This window comes from Nonlabens sp. Asnod3-H03 (genome assembly GCF_045063665.1).
Taxonomy (GTDB): Bacteria; Bacteroidota; Bacteroidia; order Flavobacteriales; family Flavobacteriaceae; genus Nonlabens; species Nonlabens ulvanivorans.
Genome location: NZ_JBEFOD010000008.1, coordinates 243,626 through 263,183 on the forward strand (window position 1 = coordinate 243,626; position 19,558 = coordinate 263,183).

A 19,558-nucleotide genomic window follows, 5' to 3' on the forward strand; every position below is an offset into this window, starting at 1 on the left:
ACTAATAAATTGATTACTAGGTAATTTGAAAATACGAGGACAAAAATAATCGATAAAATACAATTATCAACGTTTTAATGTATGTTTTATGCGGTATTGGACTACATTTAATCTTACCTAGATATCACATTCGTTAAACCATTGATTACTAGTGATAGCTCATTATTATAAACAATTTGCATACCATAGTTGATGATAGCTTTATCTTTATTATGATTAAAATGCGATAAGAAGAGGTCTAGATAAAAAAAAATAGATGCCTTGTATTATATTGAATATGGATACCTGAAGGGTTTTTATAACTCGCTTTCGCGAAAGCGGAACTAAGATAATTATCTCTTTAAAGCAAAGTATCCTTTTACTAATGGCTTACCTTCAATCTTAAGCGTAAACCAATAAGTACTTGAAGGCATGGGAGCATTTATAAAAGTTCCATCCCAACCGATACCATCTGGAGCCATTTGATGTAATAACTTTCCATATCTATCATATATGAAAATAATAGCATCTGGATAATCTGTTAATCCATCGAGCGTCCAGTAATCATGAAAACCATCTCCATTAGGTGTGAAAAATCGCTGATAATCTAGTACAGCAAACTCTTCGGTAATCGTTCCACATCCGTTCTTATCTCTTATTCTAACGGTGTGAAAGCCTTTATAAAGGCCATTGAAGAAATTAGAATCCTGAAAAGGACCATTGTCGACTGAAAATTCATAATCACCAGGTCCAGAAACAATGAATTGTGCTGTGTTATCGCCACTTCTGAAGTCTTGGGTGATAATATCATCTATAGTTGCAACGTCAGATGGTAATGCTGTAATGGTTAAAGAACTCTCACACCCAAAGTTATTAGTCACTGTAACGGTATAATCACCTGGTTGATTGATATCAATACTATTAGTCGTTGCGCCCATTTCACCAGTATTCCATTCATAAAAATCAAATCCGGCAGCGACACTAATGGTGGTAGGTACCACAGCATCAACACATACTATAATATCGTCCTGACTTTGTAAAACAGGTCTAGGCCTTATCGTAATTTGATAATCAACATCACTAAAACAAGTGGTACTCGTTTCTGTTACTCTCACATAAATGCGTTGCGGATTTTGTGTCGTAGTAAAACTACTGTTTAGCGCGTTCTGTCCAGCGGTTCTATCTGCTGCACTCTCATAAAAGGTCACTTGATGCAATAATGGATCTAATCCATTTAAGATCTCATTATTTTGATCTGTTAATGCAACATTCAAAAAACCATCAAAATCATCATCACATAGAAATAAATCTACGGGAATCGCAATTGCTGGTGGATTTGCGACAAATATTGATGTATTTAAAACATAATCACAAGATAAACCAGTAGGATCAACAACCCTAATAAAGTAAAATTCTTCAGTTGTAGTTGCAGTAAACATAGAGCCTTGAGCATTTAGACCATCTTGCGCATCCATTTGCGTTAGATGATAAGTCACATTAAAGCTACTAGCATTGGGTAATATAGAATCAATGACCGTATTATAATCAAATGGTTCTGTAGCATTATCTGAACAAATAATAAATGGATCTATATCCGTATCGATATTAGGATCATCGACTAATATGGTAAAATCTGTAAAGTCAGTACAATCAGAATCGTTTCTAATAACTCTTACATATATATCCTGCGGATTTGTAATATTAGTATATGGGAAAGTGATTGCATTGATACCTATGTTTGCATCGTTTAGTGATTCGTGATAAGTCACTGTGGTATTGGTCTGACCTAATAACACATCAGAGTTTAATGAACTAAAATCAAATTCTCTAAAACCATCTTGTGCACCAGCATTATCGCAAACTTCCAAATCCATTAGAGGATTTGCTACTGGCGCAGGTGGCAAGTCTGCAGTACCGCCAGTACTGATACTAAAACCACCAGTACCTACTGCAAGTGCAACAATCACATAATATACCTCGCCAGCATTAACGGTAAGTTCTTGTAAAAAACCATTACCATTTGCACCAGGACCTTCAATAAAATCCGTTTCTACACTATTTAAACCTGTTTCACCAGTCACACCTGCATCACGCGGATTTGTACTGGAACAACGTATAGCTGCGCCTAAATTATCACAATCCACTACAGGTCCAAAAACTGCAAAATCATAATCTGCTTGAGCCGTATCTGGTGACAATGCAAAACTAAAAGTACCCGTTGTTTGTACCTCTACTCTAAACCAAGCTTGATTAGTCTGAAATGAGAAACAAGTAGGCACAGGATTACCAGCTTGCGCAAATTCATTAACTCCTATCCCAGAAGGACTGATACCAAAACTAGTATCACCACATAATAATATGGCGTCTGTACAATCATTAGGATTTTGAGAATATCCCATAACAGAGCATAAAAAGAAGAATAATATATACGTATGTTGCATATTGTGGTAATCGTTGTATTACAAATCTAATACTTCCAGTAGTCTAGCAAGGTCTTTATCGTTATTAAAATAAGAGAAACTAACTCTTATTCCATTACCTCTTAATGAGGTGACAACGCCATGATCTAAGAGCTTATTATATAAATCATGACTTCCTTTAATATTAAAAATGGTAGAATGTTGTTTTCTCTTTACTATGGCCTCATCTAATAAATCTCGACTTTCAAATTCGGCCTTAGCTATTTCAGACCAGTGTTGCAGTTCAGTTTGTATTTTATCTAGACCTATTTTTAACGCGACTTCCAGCGCTAGTTTCAAACTACCAAAAGCGATCATATCTTGATGCCCAGGTTCAAATCTGCCTATGAACTCAGGTATTGTATCGTTAACATTTTTAGTACTGCGATAACCAATTCTGGTGGGTTTAATTACTTCCTTGATCTGTTCTTTAACGCAAATAAACGCATTTCCATCACCTGCATTTAACCACTTATAACAGCTTGCTAGGATGATATCTAGTCCGCTTTCGCGAAAGCGGAATCGCTCTGTTCCTACGTATTGAGTTAAATCACCAATGATTACCATCTCTGGGAACTGATCTTTAAGCTGCTTTACAAATTCTAAGTCAATTTTAATTCCAGAAATATATTGAACGACAGAAAAGCAGAAAAAATCAGGTTGATGCATTTCGCAAGCTTCAAGAATATTTGATTCAAGGTTCTCATTGATAGTCGCATAAAAACAATTAAAACCACGAGTCTCCACTGGCCAGTTTACAGATGGATAATCACCATCTAGCAATAAAAATGTAGACTGCTTATCAATACCTTCTATCAGCGTGTTGAAGCCTGTAGAGAAATTAGGAATCACAGCAGTATTCTCTATCGTCGCATCTACAAATTGCGCTATAGTGGTCCTCACTTCATCTATAAAATCGTTTCTAGTATTTGTGTATAAACTAGCCTGATCTCGCATTTTTTCCATCTCATTGATTCTATAGTCCATTAATTCTTGAGAAATTAAGCCATGGTTTGCCGTATTGAGATAGGTGTATTTTTCAAGAATGGGATACTGAGATCTTATTTTATGCATTTGTAAAGATTGAAAAGAGCTAGAACTGCTTAAATTTGAATATAAAAGTACATCATATGTTCGGTAGAAAGAAAAAAGAAACACCTGCGATTGATCCAGTTCAAAAGGAAATGATTGAAAATGCACAGCGTCGCATTAAAGAAAAGCGCGGTTTATTTACACATTTTGTTGTTTTTCTAGTGGGCGCAGTAGGTTTGATTATCATCAGTCAGGTATTAATGCAACAAGAGCCCTTGCGTATTCTTAATGTAGAATGGTGGGTTTGGGTCTTATTTGTGTGGCTGCTTATTTTAATCTATCATGCTTTTAAGGTATTTATTACCAATAGACTACTAGGACCAGGATGGGAAAAACGTCAGTATGAAAGGTTGGTTCAAAAACAAAAGGATCGCATCGCTCAAATAGAAGAAAAAGTAACTAAATCAAATCCTTTACCGGAAACCAAAATTATAAATACACCTGTTTCTAAAAAACGTGTTATTACCATGATAGCTGCTGCTGGAGCAAACAACGAGTTAGGTAAAGACGGCGATCTAGTATGGCACTTGCCAGATGACTTTAAACGTTTTAAATCTCTTACTACTGGTCATCACATTATAATGGGTCGCAAAACCTTTGAAAGTTTCCCTAAACCGCTACCTAATCGCACTCATATCATATTAACTAGAGATGCTAATTTTAAAACTGATGGTGGAATCGTAGTACATGATTTATCTACGGCACTAGCTGCTGCCTCTAGTGATGAAGAACCTTTTATAATAGGTGGTGGCGAAATTTATAAACTAGGGCTTGAAGTAGCTGACCGTATTGAATTAACTAGAGTCCACGGTAGTTTTGATGTGGACACCTATTTTCCAGAGTTTGATGAAAAACAGTGGAAGCTTATACGCACAGAGCATCATCCAGCAGATGATAAGCATGAATATGCTTTTGACTTTGAAACTTGGGAGCGCATATAAATTTTAAAACTAATCAACAATAATCAAGGCTTTGATTTTAAGATTAATGGCAATATTGAAATCAATAAACCTAGTAACTACTTTTCATTAAATTTGCCACTGCAATTAACAACTACAATATGAAAGCATACGTTTTTCCAGGTCAAGGAGCTCAATTCACAGGAATGGGTAAAGACTTATATGATCAATTTCCAGAAGCAAAAGCACTTTTTAATAAAGCAGATGAAATCCTAGGTTTTGAAATTTCAAAAATCATGTTTGAAGGAACTGCTGAGGAATTAAAGGAAACCAAAGTGACCCAACCTGCTATCTTTTTACATTCTGTAATTCTTGCAAAAATGATGGGTGACTCTTTCCAACCAGAAATGGTGGCAGGTCATTCACTGGGTGAATTAAGCGCACTTACTGCAGTAGGCACCCTAAGTTTTGAAGATGGATTAAAGATTGTTTCTAAGCGTGCTCTTGCGATGCAAGCCGCTTGCGAACATCAATCGAGTACCATGGCAGCAATTTTAGGATTAGACGATGCAGTAGTAGAAGATGTATGTAAAAGCATAGATGGTATTGTCGTTGCAGCTAACTATAACTGTCCAGGACAACTTGTAATATCTGGCGCTACTAAAGCGGTAGAAGAAGCTTGCGAAGCTTTAAAAGAAAAAGGTGCAAAACGCGCCTTAATGCTACCAGTAGGTGGAGCATTCCATTCACCATTAATGGAACCGGCACGTGAAGAACTAGCGGCAGCTATAGAAACGACCGAGTTTGAAGCTCCTTCTTGCCCAGTATATCAAAACGTAACTACCCTAGGAACAACAGCAGTAGATGAGATTAAAACAAATCTTATTTATCAACTTACAGGTCCTGTAAAATGGACACAATCTGTTCAAAATATGATTGCCGATGGTGCTACTGAATTTATAGAAGTTGGACCAGGAAGAGCATTGCAGGGAATGATTAAGAAGATTAATCGTGAGGTGAATGTGAGTGCTGGTGTGGTAGGTGAGTAAAATTTAAATTTATTGCGATTTTATATTCTCATATCAATTTTGTTTTTGACTCAATTGTCGTTGGGTCAAATGGACCTACCTGAGTTCTCAGAAGTTGTAGAATTTGAAGGTAGTAATTATGCTTATAATTATGAATTAGGAATTTTAAAGCAAAGTAATGATGAGAAATGGAATATAATTAACGAGAACACTTACCATAACCTTTTTGTTTATGAAGATAAATTGATAACTGGTAATGCTGATGATGGTTATTTCGAGCTCGATACATCTACAAATGTATTATCTGAATTTGATACAACATCTTTACTTAGAGAACTTCAAAATTTTAAGCCAAATGAAGTATTCTTAGAAAAAATATCAGCAGGCTGCTTTCATTATAGCATGATTTCTTATCAGTACGACCTATCGGGTGTCAATTTTAACCTAGTATCCTCAAACAATTCCATTGAAAACTTTATACCTAAGAAACTATTTTTGAATCAGGTCTTACATATTACCAAGATGACTGTGCAAAATATAAATCACCAATTGACTTTTAAGGAATTTGGTATAACTAAAAAAGAACTGTCAAATTTTATGAAGGAGTTTGATTGTATTGAAGATGATTTCGAGATAATGTTTTCCAAATATTATGATAGATTTCAATTTAACAAAGAAAATCGTTGTGAAGTGTACAGCAACGTAAAAAGCTTATCTTCAGATATTAACAACCTAAACTCGAAGGAAATAAATGATATCTTTATAAACCCAAAATTTTTCACAATCTCTACATCTAGCATCACTGATGTATTAAGATTAAAAAACAAAAATGGTGTTGAGATTTCTATTAGTAATTCAGATTGGGAGACTTCTTTAGGAAAAATCACATGGTTGATAGAGTACAAAGGATTCTTATTTAAATCTAATTCTATCGCTCTAAGGGATGAAATTGATCAATTATCAGATGGTCAATTAATAGACACAGCATATTTGAGTAAGGAAGAGCAACTATTAAGAATTATTAAATCTCTATATCATAATAAGTATCAGGAATATCCTTTTAAATTTTAAAAGCTACTTTCATAACATGAAAATCCTCTATAAAAACTATGTTTTTATAGAGGATTTTTTTCTTCCGTTTACAATAAAGCCCAAGGGTTTTTAAAAACCTTTGGGCTTTATAAATTATAATTAGGAAATTTTTACATTTCCAACGCCTTCTTAACGTCTCCATCCATTAAGATGTTGATAGGATCTTCTAGCGCTTCTTTAATTGCTACTAAGAAACCTACAGATTCTTTACCATCAATGATACGGTGATCATAAGAAACGGCTAGATACATCATCGGTCTTGCAACAATATTTCCATCTACGACTACTGGACGCTCAATAATGTTATGCATTCCTAGAATCGCACTCTGAGGTGGATTAATAATAGGTGTACTCATCATACTACCGAAGACTCCACCATTAGTAATGGTAAAGGTACCGCCAGTCATTTCGTCTACTGTGATGTCTCCATCACGAGCTCTTAATGCTAATCTTTTTACCTCAGCTTCTACACCTCTAAAAGATAAGTTCTCTGCATTTCTTATTACCGGTACCATTAATCCTTTAGGACCTGATACAGCAATAGAAATATCTTTATAATCAAAAGAAACCATCTCCTTACCGTCAATCATAGAATTAACAGCAGGATACATTTCTAGCGCTCTAGTAACCGCTTTAGTGAAGAAGGACATAAATCCTAATCCTACACCATGCTTTGCTTTAAAGTCTTCTTTGTACTCTTTACGTAAGTCAAAGATAGGCTTCATGTCTACCTCATTAAAAGTAGTCAACATCGCTGTGTCGTTCTTAACACTTACCAAACGTTCTGCAACTTTTCTACGTAACATAGAAAGCTTAGTACGAGATTCACCACGTGATCCAGCTCCTGGTGTTCCCATAGATGGTTTTGCGTTTACAGCATCGTCTTTAGTAATACGACCATCGCGACCAGTTCCAGAAACAGACTTTGCATCTACACCTTTCTCATCTAGAATCTTTTTTGCAGCAGGACTTGCCGTACCGCTAGCATAAGTTTCTTTAGCTTGTGCAGGTTGCGGAGCTTTTTCAGAGTTTGCAGACTTATCAGCCGGTGCATCCTTTTTCATTTCCGTTGCAACGTCGCCATTGTTTCCTCCTTCATCGCCACCACCCATACTAGATGGAGCGTTCTCAACATCTTGAGATCCGCCATTAGGATTTGCAGCCTCGGTATCAATTAGACAGACTACAGCACCTACAGCAACTGCATCACCTTCTTCAGCTTTTAAGGTAATGATACCACTAGCCTCGGCAGGTAATTCAAGTGTTGCTTTATCGCTATCCACCTCGGCAATTGCTTGGTCTTTTTCAACCCAATCGCCAGTGGCAACTAGCCATTCTGCTATTTCTACTTCTGTAATCGACTCGCCCGGTGAAGGCACTTTCATTTCTAGAGCCATAATCTTATTTGTTGGTATTAAATACGTCTTCTATTATTCTTGCTTGTCTTGCCTTAGATCGTGTTGAACTACCTGAGGCTGGTGCTGCATACATATTTCTTGAGCACACACGCCAGTTTCTAGTCTCTGGCATGTGCAACATAAGATGTGCATAAGCACCCATATTTCTAGGTTCTTCTTGTGCCCATACGACATTTTTAGAACCATATTTTTTCATCACTTCTTGTATTTGCTCAATCGGTAATGGGAACAATTGTTCTAGTCTTACCAGTGCAACGTCTGTGCGATTATTTTCTTCTCGGTATTCTAGTAAATCATAATAGAACTTACCAGATACGAATACTAGTGTTTCTGCTTTCGCGAAAGCGTCTCCATCAACATCTATTACTTCTTGAAAATGTCCGTTTACTAACTCATCTACTGCACTTACCGCTTTAGGATAACGCAATAAAGACTTAGGTGTAAACACAACTAATGGCTTGCGATAATTTACTAACATCTGACGACGTAGCAAATGGAACATGTTTGCTGGCGTTGTACAGTTTGCCATAAACATATTATCCTTTGCACATAGTTGCAAGTAACGCTCTATTCTAGCACTTGAGTGCTCAGCTCCTTGACCTTCATAACCGTGTGGTAATAATTTAACCAGACCGTTTTGATTTTTCCATTTATCCTCACCAGCACTGATGTATTGATCCATCATGATTTGTGCTCCATTTGAGAAATCACCAAATTGTGCTTCCCAGATAGTAAGTGTTTGCGGTTGTGCTAGTGCATATCCATATTCAAAACCTACAACACCATATTCTGAAAGGTGTGAGTTATAAATGTCCATTTTACCTTTTACACCATCTATAAGATTATGTAAAATAAACTCATGTTCACTATTCTCTGATTTTACCACAGCGTGACGGTGTGAGAACGTTCCTCGCTCTACATCTTGTCCACTCATGCGCACATTGTATCCTTCCATCATTAAACTACCATAGGCTAGGTGTTCTCCCATTGCCCAGTCCAGTTTATCTGCATCAAACATTTTGCGACGGTCCAGAATCAACTTCTTAATTTTTCTAAAGAAATTTTCATCTTCAGGCAGTTTAGAAATCGTTGCTGTAATTTTTTCTAAGGTTTCGCGGTCTACACCTGTCTCCACCTTTTTCATCATCTCTACCTCAGTGGCTTGTTCAAAACCTTGCCACTCATCTTGCATGAATGGTGTGATGATGGTATTTTCTTTTTCACGAGAGGTCGCAAGTTGTTCCTCAAGCTCACTTTTGTAAGCAGTCTCAAACTTCTCTACCGTATTTTTATCGATAACGCCTTCCTTAAGAAGTCTATCAGCATAAATATCACGTGGATTCTCATGCTTCTTAATAGCTTTATATAATTGAGGCTGTGTGAACATAGGTTCATCACCTTCATTATGACCATACTTTCTATATCCTAATAAATCTATAAATACATCACGACCAAACTCCATACGGTAATCTAGAGCAAAGTTCATAGCATGTACAACAGCCTCTGCATCATCTGCATTAACATGTAGTACTGGTGACAAGGTCACTTTTGCGATGTCTGTACAATACGTTGAAGAACGAGCGTCTAAATAATTAGTTGTAAAACCTACCTGGTTATTAACCACCATGTGAATGGTACCAGCAGTTTTATAAGCATCAAGTTGTGCCATTTGCACTACTTCATATACAATACCTTGACCAGCGATTGCCGCATCACCGTGTAATACGATAGGCAATACTTTTGAAAAATCTTCTGGAGAATGCATGTCCTGTTTTGCACGTGCAATTCCTTCTACTACTGCTCCCACAGTTTCAAGGTGTGACGGGTTAGGTACAATATTAATATTGATATCCTTACCACTATCTGTTTTACGTTTACTAGTATAACCTAGGTGATATTTTACATCACCATCAAAAATGTCTTGCTCATAATCTTTTCCATCAAATTCGGAAAAGATATCTGTCACTGGCTTACCAAAGATATTAGTTAGCACATTTAATCTACCACGGTGTGCCATTCCTAGAACAAAGTGATTAACACCTTTATTTGCAGCATTTTCTACTAAAGAATCAAGTGCAGGAATTAAAGACTCATTTCCTTCTAGAGAGAAACGTTTCTGACCAACATATTTTGTGTGTAAGAAGGATTCAAAAGAAACAGCTTCATTTAATTTCTTAAGAATTTGCAATTTATCATCCTTAGAAAAACTAGGGTGATTATTGTTTTTATGCAACCAGTTTTGTATCCACTTCACCTCTGCAGGCTTACGTATATACATATACTCTACACCTATACTCTCGCAGTATACTTGTTTTAAGTGAGCGATAATATTATTAAGACTTGTTTTACCAATTCCTATTAAGTCACCACTATCAAACTCTGTATTTAAGTCTGCATCAGAAAGACCAAAGTTTACTAAATCGAGTGTAGGCTCATAAGTACGACGATCCCTTACAGGATTAGTCTTGGTAAATAAATGACCACGTGTGCGGTAAGCATCTATTAATTTAACAACCTGAAACTCTTTTTGAACGTGAGCAGGAATCGCAACTGGTGCTGCGGCCTGATCCATCTCAAAATCACCTTCATGGGCGCTTTCCATCCCAAAGTCGAAACCTTGAAAGAAAGCTCGCCAAGATGGCTCTACTCTATCTGGATTGATTAAATATTCGTCGTAAAGTTGTGCGAAGTACGCGGTATGTGCGGCGTTCAGAAATGAAAACTTGTCCATATATCGAAGGAATTCTCCTTTTTATCAAATGTAAGAGCAAAAATAAAGAAAAGTGCTCGGATGACATCGACTTTTGTATATTTATAACTATTGAATTTGCTAAAAAACAGCATTATGAAAAACACATCTACCCTATCAATTACGATATTCTTAGTTTGCAGCCTATTTTTTTATCAATCTAATGGCCAACAAGATAAAGAAGGCTCTAATTTTTGGAATAATGTAAGATTTGGAGGAAACGTAGGTGCCAACTTTGGTAATAATTTTACATCAATTTTAATTGCTCCACAAGCTATTTATCAAGTAAACAATACGGTAGGACTAGGTGTAGGTCTCAATTACAGTTACTCTGAAAGGGATTTAAACAGATTTGATGATTTTAAATCAACGGTAGCTGGTGGTAGCTTGATTGCTATCGCTTCTCCTATAGACTATCTACAAGTTAGTGCTGATTTTGAATATCTAAATGTAAATAGAAACTTTGCAGATGCTAGTTTTGATGATAATTATTGGATTCCGGCATTGTTTTTAGGCGCAGGTTATCGACAAGGTAACTTTGTGATAGGTGCTCGATATGATGTCCTATATGATAACGAGCGCAGTATTTATAATAATGGTATCCAACCTTTTGTAAGAGTATTGTTTTAAAGACACGCTTTCGCGAAAGCGTCATAATTTACTGCCTCAATCTAAACTGAATCTTAATCCATTCTCGATTTATAAATCCTAGAATGATGCCGTGTTGCAAATGGCGTTCTTGAACATCTGCTAGATAGTAGAGTTGTTGTAGTTTAGGATTTGAGTCTTCTATAGCTTCATTAAGTAACGAAGCTAGCTCCATGAGAAACTCTTTAGGATTATTTTCTTCTATGGCCTCAAATCCAGATCGCTCCAGATCCTTATTTACCTGATTTTTATAAATCGTAAACACATGATGTCTAGACTCTAACTTTTCTTGTATTTGTGGTAGTAAATCACTCATTAACTAACACGACTCATTAAATCAAGTGAAAAAGCAGTAAGCTGCTTTTTAGAGTCATCGCTTATAGCTAGTTGCTCTATAATATTAAGTGCTTTATCTGTATAAGTTTTTATGGCGTCTTGAGTTGCAACAGCACCACCGCTTTCTTCAAAAAATACTTTTACCGTTTCTTTTTTTGTTTCAATTTGCTCTTCATTCATCTCTTGATAATCCATAGCAAACCATTCTTTAAGCTCAGTAGCACAACCTTCATCTTCAATACTCTTTAGATACAAATAAGTCTTTTTATTCTCTCTTATATCACCACCTACTTCCTTACCAAAGGTTTCTGGATTACCAAAGGCATCTAAATAATCATCCATTAATTGAAAGGCGAGTCCCAAATTAATTCCATAATCATAAATCAGTTCCTGTTCCTTTTTATCTACTCCTGCGATAATCGCTCCCATTTGTAATGCGCAACCTACCAGAACAGAAGTTTTTAATTTAATCATGTTGATGTATTCTGGTATTGTTACATCATCTCTTGTTTCAAAATCTACATCATATTGCTGTCCTTCACAGACTTCAAGCGCGGTCTTTGAAAAAACCTGATTCAACTCATAAAAAGTTTCAGGATCATAAGAATTAAATAACTGGTAAGCCATAATTAACATTGCATCACCAGATAAAATACCTGTATTTACATCCCATTTGACATGTACCGTTTCTTTACCACGACGCAAGTCTGCAGCATCCATAATATCATCATGCAACAAAGTAAAGTTGTGAAATACCTCTACCGCAATAGCAGCATCCATAGCCTTATCAATGCTCACACCATACATCTGTGCACTCATAAGAGTCAGTAGTGGTCGCAGCCGCTTACCACCTAATTGTAATATATAGTGTACTGGATCATATAAAGATACAGGCTCTTGTGCGGTAACTCTAGATGTTAACGCTTCTAGAAAGACAGTTCTTAATTGGGACATTTCATTCATATGGTAAAAGTAATCATACCTAAAGGATAAGAAAAGAATCTTTTACCTACAGGTTATGTTAAACAATTGTAAAACTTTGGAAACTCTAATCGTTTTTAAAGTTTCCGCTGTTTATATTTGCAGCTGCTTAAATTAAAATATGACCGATATTAAAACTGAGATATTACAAAAATCTACTGAGATGTTCTTAGACCTAGGGTTTAAGAGTGTGACCATGGATGATATATCTTCAGAAATGGGTATGAGTAAAAAAACACTTTATAGTTACTTTAAAAATAAGGAAGAACTCATCACAGAGGTGACTCTTGCTATATCTAACACTATTTGTGGCGGCATAGATCACATATGCAGCACATCAACTAACCCGATTGAAGAGCTCTATGATATCAAAAAAATGGTATTAACATCTCTTAAAGGTGATAAATCATCACCTATTCATCAATTACAACGTTACTATCCACGTGTACATCAAAAGGTAACTGCTATACAGTTTGAGTATATGAAGGAATGCGTTAATAAAAATCTAGAACTAGGTATAGAGCAAGGTTTATATCGTGATAATCTAGATAAGGACTTTGTTTCTAGAATCTACTATGTAGGCTTACAAGGCATTAAGGACTTACACCTTTTTCCTAATACTCAATTTCCAGTTCAAAAACTTCATGACCACTATTTAGAGTATCACTTACGTGGTATCGTAACTCCAGCAGGACGTAAAATTCTCAACCTAATCACTAACACAAATCACGATTAAATGCCCTTAAAAATTAAAATAACATTATTGCTTTTTGGTCTCGCTTTCGCGAAAGCGTACAGCCAAGAAACTACACCATCCAGCTATAGCTTATCCTTGGAACAGGCTATCGAGCACGGATTAGAAAACAACTATCAATCTATTAACGCTAAACGCGATGTTGCTAAAGCTTTAAAGCAAAAATGGGAAACCACAGCAACAGGTCTACCACAAATCAATGGTGCTATTGATTATCAAAACCAATTGAAGCAACCGGTAACACCTTTACCAGCAGAACTTGCCGGTGGTACTCCTGGCACCTTTATACCTGTGGTTTTTGGGCCTAGACAAAACATGACTTTAACAGCTACATTAACCCAATTGATTTTTGACGGTTCATATATCGTTGCTTTAGAGGCTTCTAAAACCTTTCTAGATTTTTCTGAAAACGCAAATAACAAGACAAAACTAGAAGTCAGAAAAGGAATCATCAATGCTTATGGCGGTGTTTTACTCACGGAAGAAAACATAGACATTATCACTAAAAATCGCAATACGCTTGAAAAAAACTTAAATGAGACTACTAAAATCTTTGAAAATGGACTTGCCGAAGAAGAAGATGTTGAACAATTACAGATCACACTATCTCAACTAGATAATCAATTGAATAGTGCAAAGAGACAACGAGAGATTGCGCTAGACATGTTAAAACTAGCGTTAGGTATAGAACTTTCAACTCCTGTTACACTAACAGATGATCTTGAAGCATTAACCATGCGCAATATTGATCCTTCTGTAACTGAGGAATCTTTAGAAATGGATAAATCGGTAGATTACCAGATTGCTTATAATTACACGCAACAACGACGCCTAGAACACAAACTAGAACTAGCAAAAGGGTTACCTACAGTGAGTGGTTTTATCAATTATGGAACCCAATCTTTTGATAGTGATTTTTCATTTTTTAATAGCAATCAACCATGGTATCAACAATCGGTAGCAGGTGTTAGTATTAACGTACCTATTTTCAGCTCTTTTGGTAGAAAAGCAGCACAGGACCGTACTAAAATAGCATGGGATCAAGCCGAGACTGATTTACAACGCACCATGGAAGAAATACGTCTTAACTATGCTACTGCAGTAAACAATTATCAAACAGCGATTGATAATTATACCACTAGTAAAGATAATCTAGCACTGGCAGAACGTATTGAGAACAAAAACACCATAAAATTCAGAGAAGGAATCGCCACCAGTTTTGACCTAAGACAGGCACAAACTCAATTATACAGCACACAAGCAGAGTATCTGAATAGTATGTATCAAGTAATTACAGAAAAAGCAAACTTGGAAACCATACTTAACCTACCCAATTACACAACCAAAAACTAAATTTCACCACTGAACATTCTTATCATGAAAAAAATATTAATCATACTTACAACAGCACTTATCGTTTCTTGTGGTGGTAAATCTCCTTCTATAGACGAGCTACTAGCGCAAGGTGATGAAAAAGCAATCGCAGCAAAGAAGACAGAGCTAAATAATCAAAAAGCGTCTATCGACGAAACTCTAAAAAAAATACAAGATTATCAAAACGAGCATGGTGATAAGCCTATCAATACACAGGTAAGTACAATGATTGTAAAAGACACTCTATTTGATCATTTTATAGAACTTCAAGGTAGTGTTGACACTAAACAAAACATCACCATAATGCCAGAGATGTCTGGATTGTTAACGCAAGTATATGTAAAAGAAGGACAGAAGGTTGTCGCTGGGCAAATTCTTGCAAAAATAGATGATGGTGGATTATCACAACAGATTCAACAAATGCAAGTACAAGAACAGCTTGCTAAGACCACTTTTGAGCGTCAAAAAAGATTATGGGATCAAAACATAGGTTCTGAAATCCAATTTCTGCAGGCAAAAGCTAATTATGAAGGACAAAGTAAAGCTATAAGTTCTATGCAACGCACTTTATCTAAAACTACCGTTAGAGCACCTTTTGCTGGTACTATAGATGACGTCATTACAGAGCAAGGTAATGTGGTAAGTCCTGGAATGACTGCCTTATTCAGATTAGTTTCTTTGAAAGATATGTACATCAATGTTGATGTACCAGAAACGTATATTACATCAATTAAAAAAGGTACTGAAGTAACGGTAGAATTCCCTGTATTATCTGAAAAAACAGAAAGTACAATTAGACAAACGAGTAGTTACATTAATCCTGCAAATCGTTCATTTTCTATTGAAATTCCTGTAGATAACAAAACAGGAAATATTAAGCCTAATCTTACTGCAAGATTAAAAATTAATGACTACACTTCTGAAAACGCTATTCTAGTACCATTGAGTGTCATCAGTGAAAATCAAGAAGGTGAACAATATGTAATGATTGTTAATGAGTCTGAAGATGGAGTACAAGCGATAAGACGTAAAGTAACTACAGGTAAAGCTAGCGGTGACCTAATAGAAATAACTGAAGGGCTTAAAATAGGTGATCAAGTAATTACTGAAGGTGCACGTACCGTAAGAGAAGGACAATTAATAGACATTAAAAACTCTTAATCATGGCTACTAAAAAGAAAAGTGATAAAGAGTTTAAACTCTCCTCATGGGCCATAGACAACTCTACAGTTGTTTATGTAATGATGGCTATTATATTCTTCCTAGGTTTAAGTGCATACAATAATATGCCTAGAGAAGATTTTCCTGAAATAAAGGAAACTAAAATTTATATCTCAAGTGTATGGCCTGGTAACACGGCTGAAGATGTTGAAAGATTAATAACAGATCCATTAGAAGATAAATTAAAAAATATCTCTGGTGTCACCGAGACAGAATCGACTTCTCAAGAAGACTACTCGATTATCATTGTTGAATTTGATGAGGATATTGAAGTAGAGACGGCAAAACAACTAGTAAAAGATGAAGTAGACTCTGAAAGTGCTGGAGAAGACTGGCCTACATTTAATAACAAGCCTGTTACTCCTAATGTTTTTAATCTGACCTTAAGTGAAGAAATGCCTATAATGAATATCAACATTAAAGGTGATTATACAGTTAGAAAATTAAAAACCTATGCAGAGTACCTTGAGGATGAGATAGAAGATATAGAGCAAATTAAGCAGGTTGATATCCGTGGTGCTCAAGATCTAGAAGTTGAAATAGCAGTAGACATCTATAAAATGACTGCGGCACAAATAAGTTTTGATGACATCCTGAACACCGTACGTGGTGGAAATGCTACCGTTAGCGCAGGTAATTTAAAATCTAGCGGTCAGCGTCGTACCATAAGAATTGTTGGAGAGATAAGCGACCCAAAGGAGTTAGAAAACTTTGTGATTAAAAATGATAACGGACCGATTTACATTAGAGATGTTGCAACAATAACATTTAAAGAAGAAGACAAAAACACCTTTGCCCGTGAGTACGGTGATCAAGTAGTGATGCTAGATGTAAAAAAACGTTCTGGTAAAAATATGATTGTTGCAGCAGATGCTATTAGATCAATCGTTACAGAATCTCAAGAATCTGGTGCTTTACCTGCCGATCTTGATATAACAATCGCAAATGATCTTTCCTCAAAGACATTGAATCAGGTAGATGATTTAGTTAATAATATCATTTTCGGTATTTTACTAGTAGTAGGTGTTTTAATGTTCTTTTTAGGATTTAGAAACGCGCTATTTGTAGGGTTTGCAATACCTATGTCCATGTTCATGTCTTTTGCAATCATTAGCTTTTTTGGATACACCTTAAATACGATGATTCTTTTTGCCATGATTATGGGATTAGGAATGCTGGTTGACAACGGTATTGTAGTAGTTGAGAATGTATATCGATTGATGGATGAAGAAGGCATGTCTCGTATTGAGGCGGCTAAAAAAGGTGTTGGTGAGATTGCCATACCTATTATCATCTCCACACTCACCACCGTAGCAGCCTTTGTACCATTAGGTTTATGGCCTGGATTGATGGGGCAATTCATGATTTATTTCCCTATAACTTTATCTATAGTTTTAGGTAGTTCCTTATTTGTTGCCATTTTCTTTAATTCAATGTTGGTTTCAAAATTCATGGAAATTGAAGATCGTAATCTAAGTGTAAAACAACTGCTATACCTGACGGCTATTATGGGAACCTTAGGGATATTTATTCTTATAGTCGGTGGACCTGTTAGAGGTTTAGGTAGCGTTATGGTATTAACAGTTATTCTTTTCTGGTTATACAAATACCTTATCAAACCATTAACACGTGGATTCCAAAAAACATTTCTTGCTTGGTTGGATAAAGTCTATGAAAACTTTTTAAAATTTGCCTTGAGCGGTATAAAACCTTATCTCTTTATAGGTGGTATGTTCATTATGTTTGTGGCTGTTTTAATGGCTTTCGGTAGCTCCATAGGATCTGGTAGGACAAAGATTGAGTTCTTCCCAGATAATAAGCCTAATCAGATTATAGTCTATGTAGAATATCCACAAGGAACTGCCATAGAAAAAACAAATCAGATTACTAAAGAAATTGAATCTCGTGTATTTGAAATTATTAATGCAGAGGAATATATGGAAGGTGACCGTAACTTTTTAGTAGAAAGTGCCGTGTCACAGGTAGGAATGGGCGCAGGAAATCCTCAAACTGATGGTGGAAGTGCTGCAGAAATGCCACATAAAGGTAAAATCACTGCAAGTATGCGTGAGTACAAATTCCGTAATGGAAAAGATAGTGAGGTGCTGCGCAAAAAAGTTCAAGAAGCACTAGCTGGTGTCTATCCAGGTGTATCTATTTCTGTAGAAAAAGATGCCGCCGGACCACCACAAGGCTATCCTGTAAACATCGAACTTGAAGGAAATGATTATGGTGAACTTATTGTAACTGCAGAGCAAATGGTGAAATTCCTTAATGCTCGTAACGTGGCTGGTGTAGACCAATTAAAAGTTGACGTTAACAGAAGTAAACCTTCTATGCTAGTGAGTGTCGATCGTGAAAAAGCAGGTGAACTAGGAGTTAGCAATAGTCAGGTAGGTATGCAATTGCGTCGTGCTGTCTTCGGAGAAAAAGCCGGAATTTATAAAAATGAAGGTGAAGACTATGATATCAATATCCGTTTTAATGAAGAGCAACGTTATGATCGCAGCGCTATTTTTAATCAACGCATCACTTTTAGAGACATGGCAACAGGACAGATTAAAGAAGTACCTGTAAGTGCTATTGCACAGCAAAAAAACACCTCTAGCTTCAGTGCTATAAAGCATAAAGATGCAAAACGTGTAGTAACCGTATATTCTGCTTTAAAACCAGGTTTTACTGATGCTGGTGCCGTTGTAGCAGACATCCAAAACGAGATGTTAGATTTTGAGACACCTAAGGATATTAAAATAGATTATACCGGTCAAATTGAAGAGCAAAATAAAGAAATGACCTTTTTAATGAGTGCTTTATTTGGTGGATTATTTTTAATCTTCCTTATTCTTATTTTTCAATTCGGTTCTATTTCTAAACCTACTATAATCATGGTAGCAATTTTCTTAAGTTTCATAGGTGTATTCTTAGGTCTTATCGTTACAGGTGATTCTTTTGTCATATTAATGACTATGATGGGAATCATATCACTAGCTGGGATTGTTGTAAATAACGGTGTGGTCCTGATCGATTATATAGACATACTTAAACTGCGCCGCAGAGAACAACTAGACCTAAAAGATGATGATATCATTAGTAAAGAAGACATGTTTAATGCTATCGTAAAAGGTGGTAAAGCACGTTTAAGACCTGTAATATTGACGGCTATAACAACTGTGCTAGGACTTATACCTCTCGCGATAGGTTTAAACATCAACTTTTTTACATTATTTAGCGAGTTTGACCCTAAGATATTTGTCGGTGGAGACAATGTAATTTTCTGGGGACCACTTGCCTGGACCGTGATATACGGATTGATATTTGCCACTTTCTTAACCTTAGTAATTGTACCGGTATTATTGTACATGGTTCACCGTATAAAACTTAGATGGAGAAGATTTAGATCTCCTAAAACTGTTAAAGTGGAAGAACATATAGAAGCAGCCTAGTTTATCCCTATAAAACTGGTTGTTAATAGAGCCCTTTTCTTTATTGAGAAGGGCTTTTTTGTGTCATTGCTTAAGCTACAAATGA

General features: G+C 36.0%; 14 protein-coding genes. 8 read left to right on the plus strand and 6 right to left on the minus strand.

Annotated features, from left to right (window positions below; all coding sequences use genetic code 11):
• Positions 1-332: 332 nt before the first annotated feature.
• Positions 333-2,420: a T9SS type B sorting domain-containing protein gene (locus ACJJVI_RS04335; protein ID WP_405350605.1), complete on the minus strand. Its 2,088-nt coding sequence runs from the start codon at positions 2,418-2,420 to the stop codon at positions 333-335.
• A gap of 18 nt (positions 2,421-2,438) precedes the next feature.
• Positions 2,439-3,512, minus strand: coding sequence for an aminotransferase class V-fold PLP-dependent enzyme (locus ACJJVI_RS04340; protein ID WP_405350608.1), 1,074 nt, complete (start codon positions 3,510-3,512; stop codon positions 2,439-2,441).
• Between the two features lie 56 nt (positions 3,513-3,568).
• Here ACJJVI_RS04340 and ACJJVI_RS04345 point away from each other — a divergent pair, with 56 nt between their 5' ends.
• From ACJJVI_RS04345 to ACJJVI_RS04355, 3 genes are all read left to right on the plus strand, one after another.
• Positions 3,569-4,471 (plus strand): dihydrofolate reductase, encoded by a 903-nt coding sequence (locus ACJJVI_RS04345; RefSeq protein WP_348022195.1) that lies wholly within the window; start codon positions 3,569-3,571, stop codon positions 4,469-4,471.
• A gap of 119 nt (positions 4,472-4,590) precedes the next feature.
• Positions 4,591-5,478: an ACP S-malonyltransferase gene (fabD, locus tag ACJJVI_RS04350; RefSeq protein ID WP_405350611.1), complete on the plus strand. Its 888-nt coding sequence runs from the start codon at positions 4,591-4,593 to the stop codon at positions 5,476-5,478.
• A 45-nt stretch (positions 5,479-5,523) separates the two neighbouring features.
• The gene (locus ACJJVI_RS04355) at positions 5,524-6,528 is read left to right on the plus strand and encodes a hypothetical protein (protein ID WP_152557898.1); all 1,005 of its coding nucleotides are present in this window, start codon (positions 5,524-5,526) and stop codon (positions 6,526-6,528) included.
• Positions 6,529-6,659: 131 nt separating this feature from the next.
• Here ACJJVI_RS04355 and odhB read toward each other — a convergent pair whose 3' ends face one another.
• Together odhB and ACJJVI_RS04365 are read right to left on the minus strand one after the other, a co-directional pair.
• Positions 6,660-7,946 carry a 2-oxoglutarate dehydrogenase complex dihydrolipoyllysine-residue succinyltransferase gene (gene odhB / locus ACJJVI_RS04360; protein WP_042249774.1) on the minus strand — a complete coding sequence of 429 codons (1,287 nt, stop codon included), beginning with the start codon at positions 7,944-7,946 and terminating at the stop codon, positions 6,660-6,662.
• A 4-nt stretch (positions 7,947-7,950) separates the two neighbouring features.
• On the minus strand, positions 7,951-10,698 hold the full coding sequence (locus tag ACJJVI_RS04365) for a 2-oxoglutarate dehydrogenase E1 component (protein WP_042272579.1): 2,748 nt from the start codon (positions 10,696-10,698) through the stop codon (positions 7,951-7,953).
• A 114-nt stretch (positions 10,699-10,812) separates the two neighbouring features.
• Here ACJJVI_RS04365 and ACJJVI_RS04370 point away from each other — a divergent pair, with 114 nt between their 5' ends.
• Positions 10,813-11,346, plus strand: a complete 534-nt coding sequence (locus ACJJVI_RS04370; RefSeq protein WP_036583846.1) for a hypothetical protein — start codon at positions 10,813-10,815, stop codon at positions 11,344-11,346.
• Between the two features lie 28 nt (positions 11,347-11,374).
• Here ACJJVI_RS04370 and ACJJVI_RS04375 read toward each other — a convergent pair whose 3' ends face one another.
• Positions 11,375-11,680, minus strand: coding sequence for a hypothetical protein (locus tag ACJJVI_RS04375; protein WP_105070377.1), 306 nt, complete (start codon positions 11,678-11,680; stop codon positions 11,375-11,377).
• Positions 11,680-12,663, minus strand: coding sequence for a polyprenyl synthetase family protein (locus tag ACJJVI_RS04380; protein ID WP_405350617.1), 984 nt, complete (start codon positions 12,661-12,663; stop codon positions 11,680-11,682). The genes ACJJVI_RS04375 and ACJJVI_RS04380 overlap by 1 nt, the downstream gene beginning before the upstream one ends.
• Before the next feature lie 139 nt (positions 12,664-12,802).
• Between ACJJVI_RS04380 and ACJJVI_RS04385 the strand changes: the two genes are divergently transcribed.
• Genes ACJJVI_RS04385 through ACJJVI_RS04400 form a run of 4 tightly spaced genes read left to right on the plus strand, consistent with a single transcriptional unit; the run spans position 12,803 to position 19,473 of the window.
• The gene (locus tag ACJJVI_RS04385; protein WP_042272590.1) at positions 12,803-13,417 is read left to right on the plus strand and encodes a TetR/AcrR family transcriptional regulator; all 615 of its coding nucleotides are present in this window, start codon (positions 12,803-12,805) and stop codon (positions 13,415-13,417) included.
• The gene (locus ACJJVI_RS04390; RefSeq protein ID WP_036583835.1) at positions 13,418-14,788 is read left to right on the plus strand and encodes a TolC family protein; all 1,371 of its coding nucleotides are present in this window, start codon (positions 13,418-13,420) and stop codon (positions 14,786-14,788) included.
• A 24-nt stretch (positions 14,789-14,812) separates the two neighbouring features.
• Positions 14,813-15,970 (plus strand): efflux RND transporter periplasmic adaptor subunit, encoded by a 1,158-nt coding sequence (locus ACJJVI_RS04395; RefSeq protein WP_036583832.1) that lies wholly within the window; start codon positions 14,813-14,815, stop codon positions 15,968-15,970.
• Between the two features lie 2 nt (positions 15,971-15,972).
• Positions 15,973-19,473 (plus strand): efflux RND transporter permease subunit, encoded by a 3,501-nt coding sequence (locus tag ACJJVI_RS04400; RefSeq protein WP_405350620.1) that lies wholly within the window; start codon positions 15,973-15,975, stop codon positions 19,471-19,473.
• Positions 19,474-19,558: the final 85 nt, after the last annotated feature.

Excerpts from the sequence above, each read along its gene's own strand:
- ACJJVI_RS04335 (WP_405350605.1), bottom strand. The coding sequence starts at position 2,420 with ATGCAACATACGTATATATTATTCTTCTTTTTATGCTCTGTTATGGGA.
- ACJJVI_RS04340 (WP_405350608.1), bottom strand. The coding sequence starts at position 3,512 with ATGCATAAAATAAGATCTCAGTATCCCATTCTTGAAAAATACACCTAT.
- ACJJVI_RS04345 (WP_348022195.1), top strand. The coding sequence starts at position 3,569 with ATGTTCGGTAGAAAGAAAAAAGAAACACCTGCGATTGATCCAGTTCAA.
- fabD (WP_405350611.1), top strand. The coding sequence starts at position 4,591 with ATGAAAGCATACGTTTTTCCAGGTCAAGGAGCTCAATTCACAGGAATG.
- odhB (WP_042249774.1), bottom strand. The coding sequence starts at position 7,946 with ATGGCTCTAGAAATGAAAGTGCCTTCACCGGGCGAGTCGATTACAGAA.
- ACJJVI_RS04365 (WP_042272579.1), bottom strand. The coding sequence starts at position 10,698 with ATGGACAAGTTTTCATTTCTGAACGCCGCACATACCGCGTACTTCGCA.
- ACJJVI_RS04370 (WP_036583846.1), top strand. The coding sequence starts at position 10,813 with ATGAAAAACACATCTACCCTATCAATTACGATATTCTTAGTTTGCAGC.
- ACJJVI_RS04375 (WP_105070377.1), bottom strand. The coding sequence starts at position 11,680 with ATGAGTGATTTACTACCACAAATACAAGAAAAGTTAGAGTCTAGACAT.
- ACJJVI_RS04380 (WP_405350617.1), bottom strand. The coding sequence starts at position 12,663 with ATGAATGAAATGTCCCAATTAAGAACTGTCTTTCTAGAAGCGTTAACA.
- ACJJVI_RS04385 (WP_042272590.1), top strand. The coding sequence starts at position 12,803 with ATGACCGATATTAAAACTGAGATATTACAAAAATCTACTGAGATGTTC.
- ACJJVI_RS04390 (WP_036583835.1), top strand. The coding sequence starts at position 13,418 with ATGCCCTTAAAAATTAAAATAACATTATTGCTTTTTGGTCTCGCTTTC.
- ACJJVI_RS04395 (WP_036583832.1), top strand. The coding sequence starts at position 14,813 with ATGAAAAAAATATTAATCATACTTACAACAGCACTTATCGTTTCTTGT.
- ACJJVI_RS04400 (WP_405350620.1), top strand. The coding sequence starts at position 15,973 with ATGGCTACTAAAAAGAAAAGTGATAAAGAGTTTAAACTCTCCTCATGG.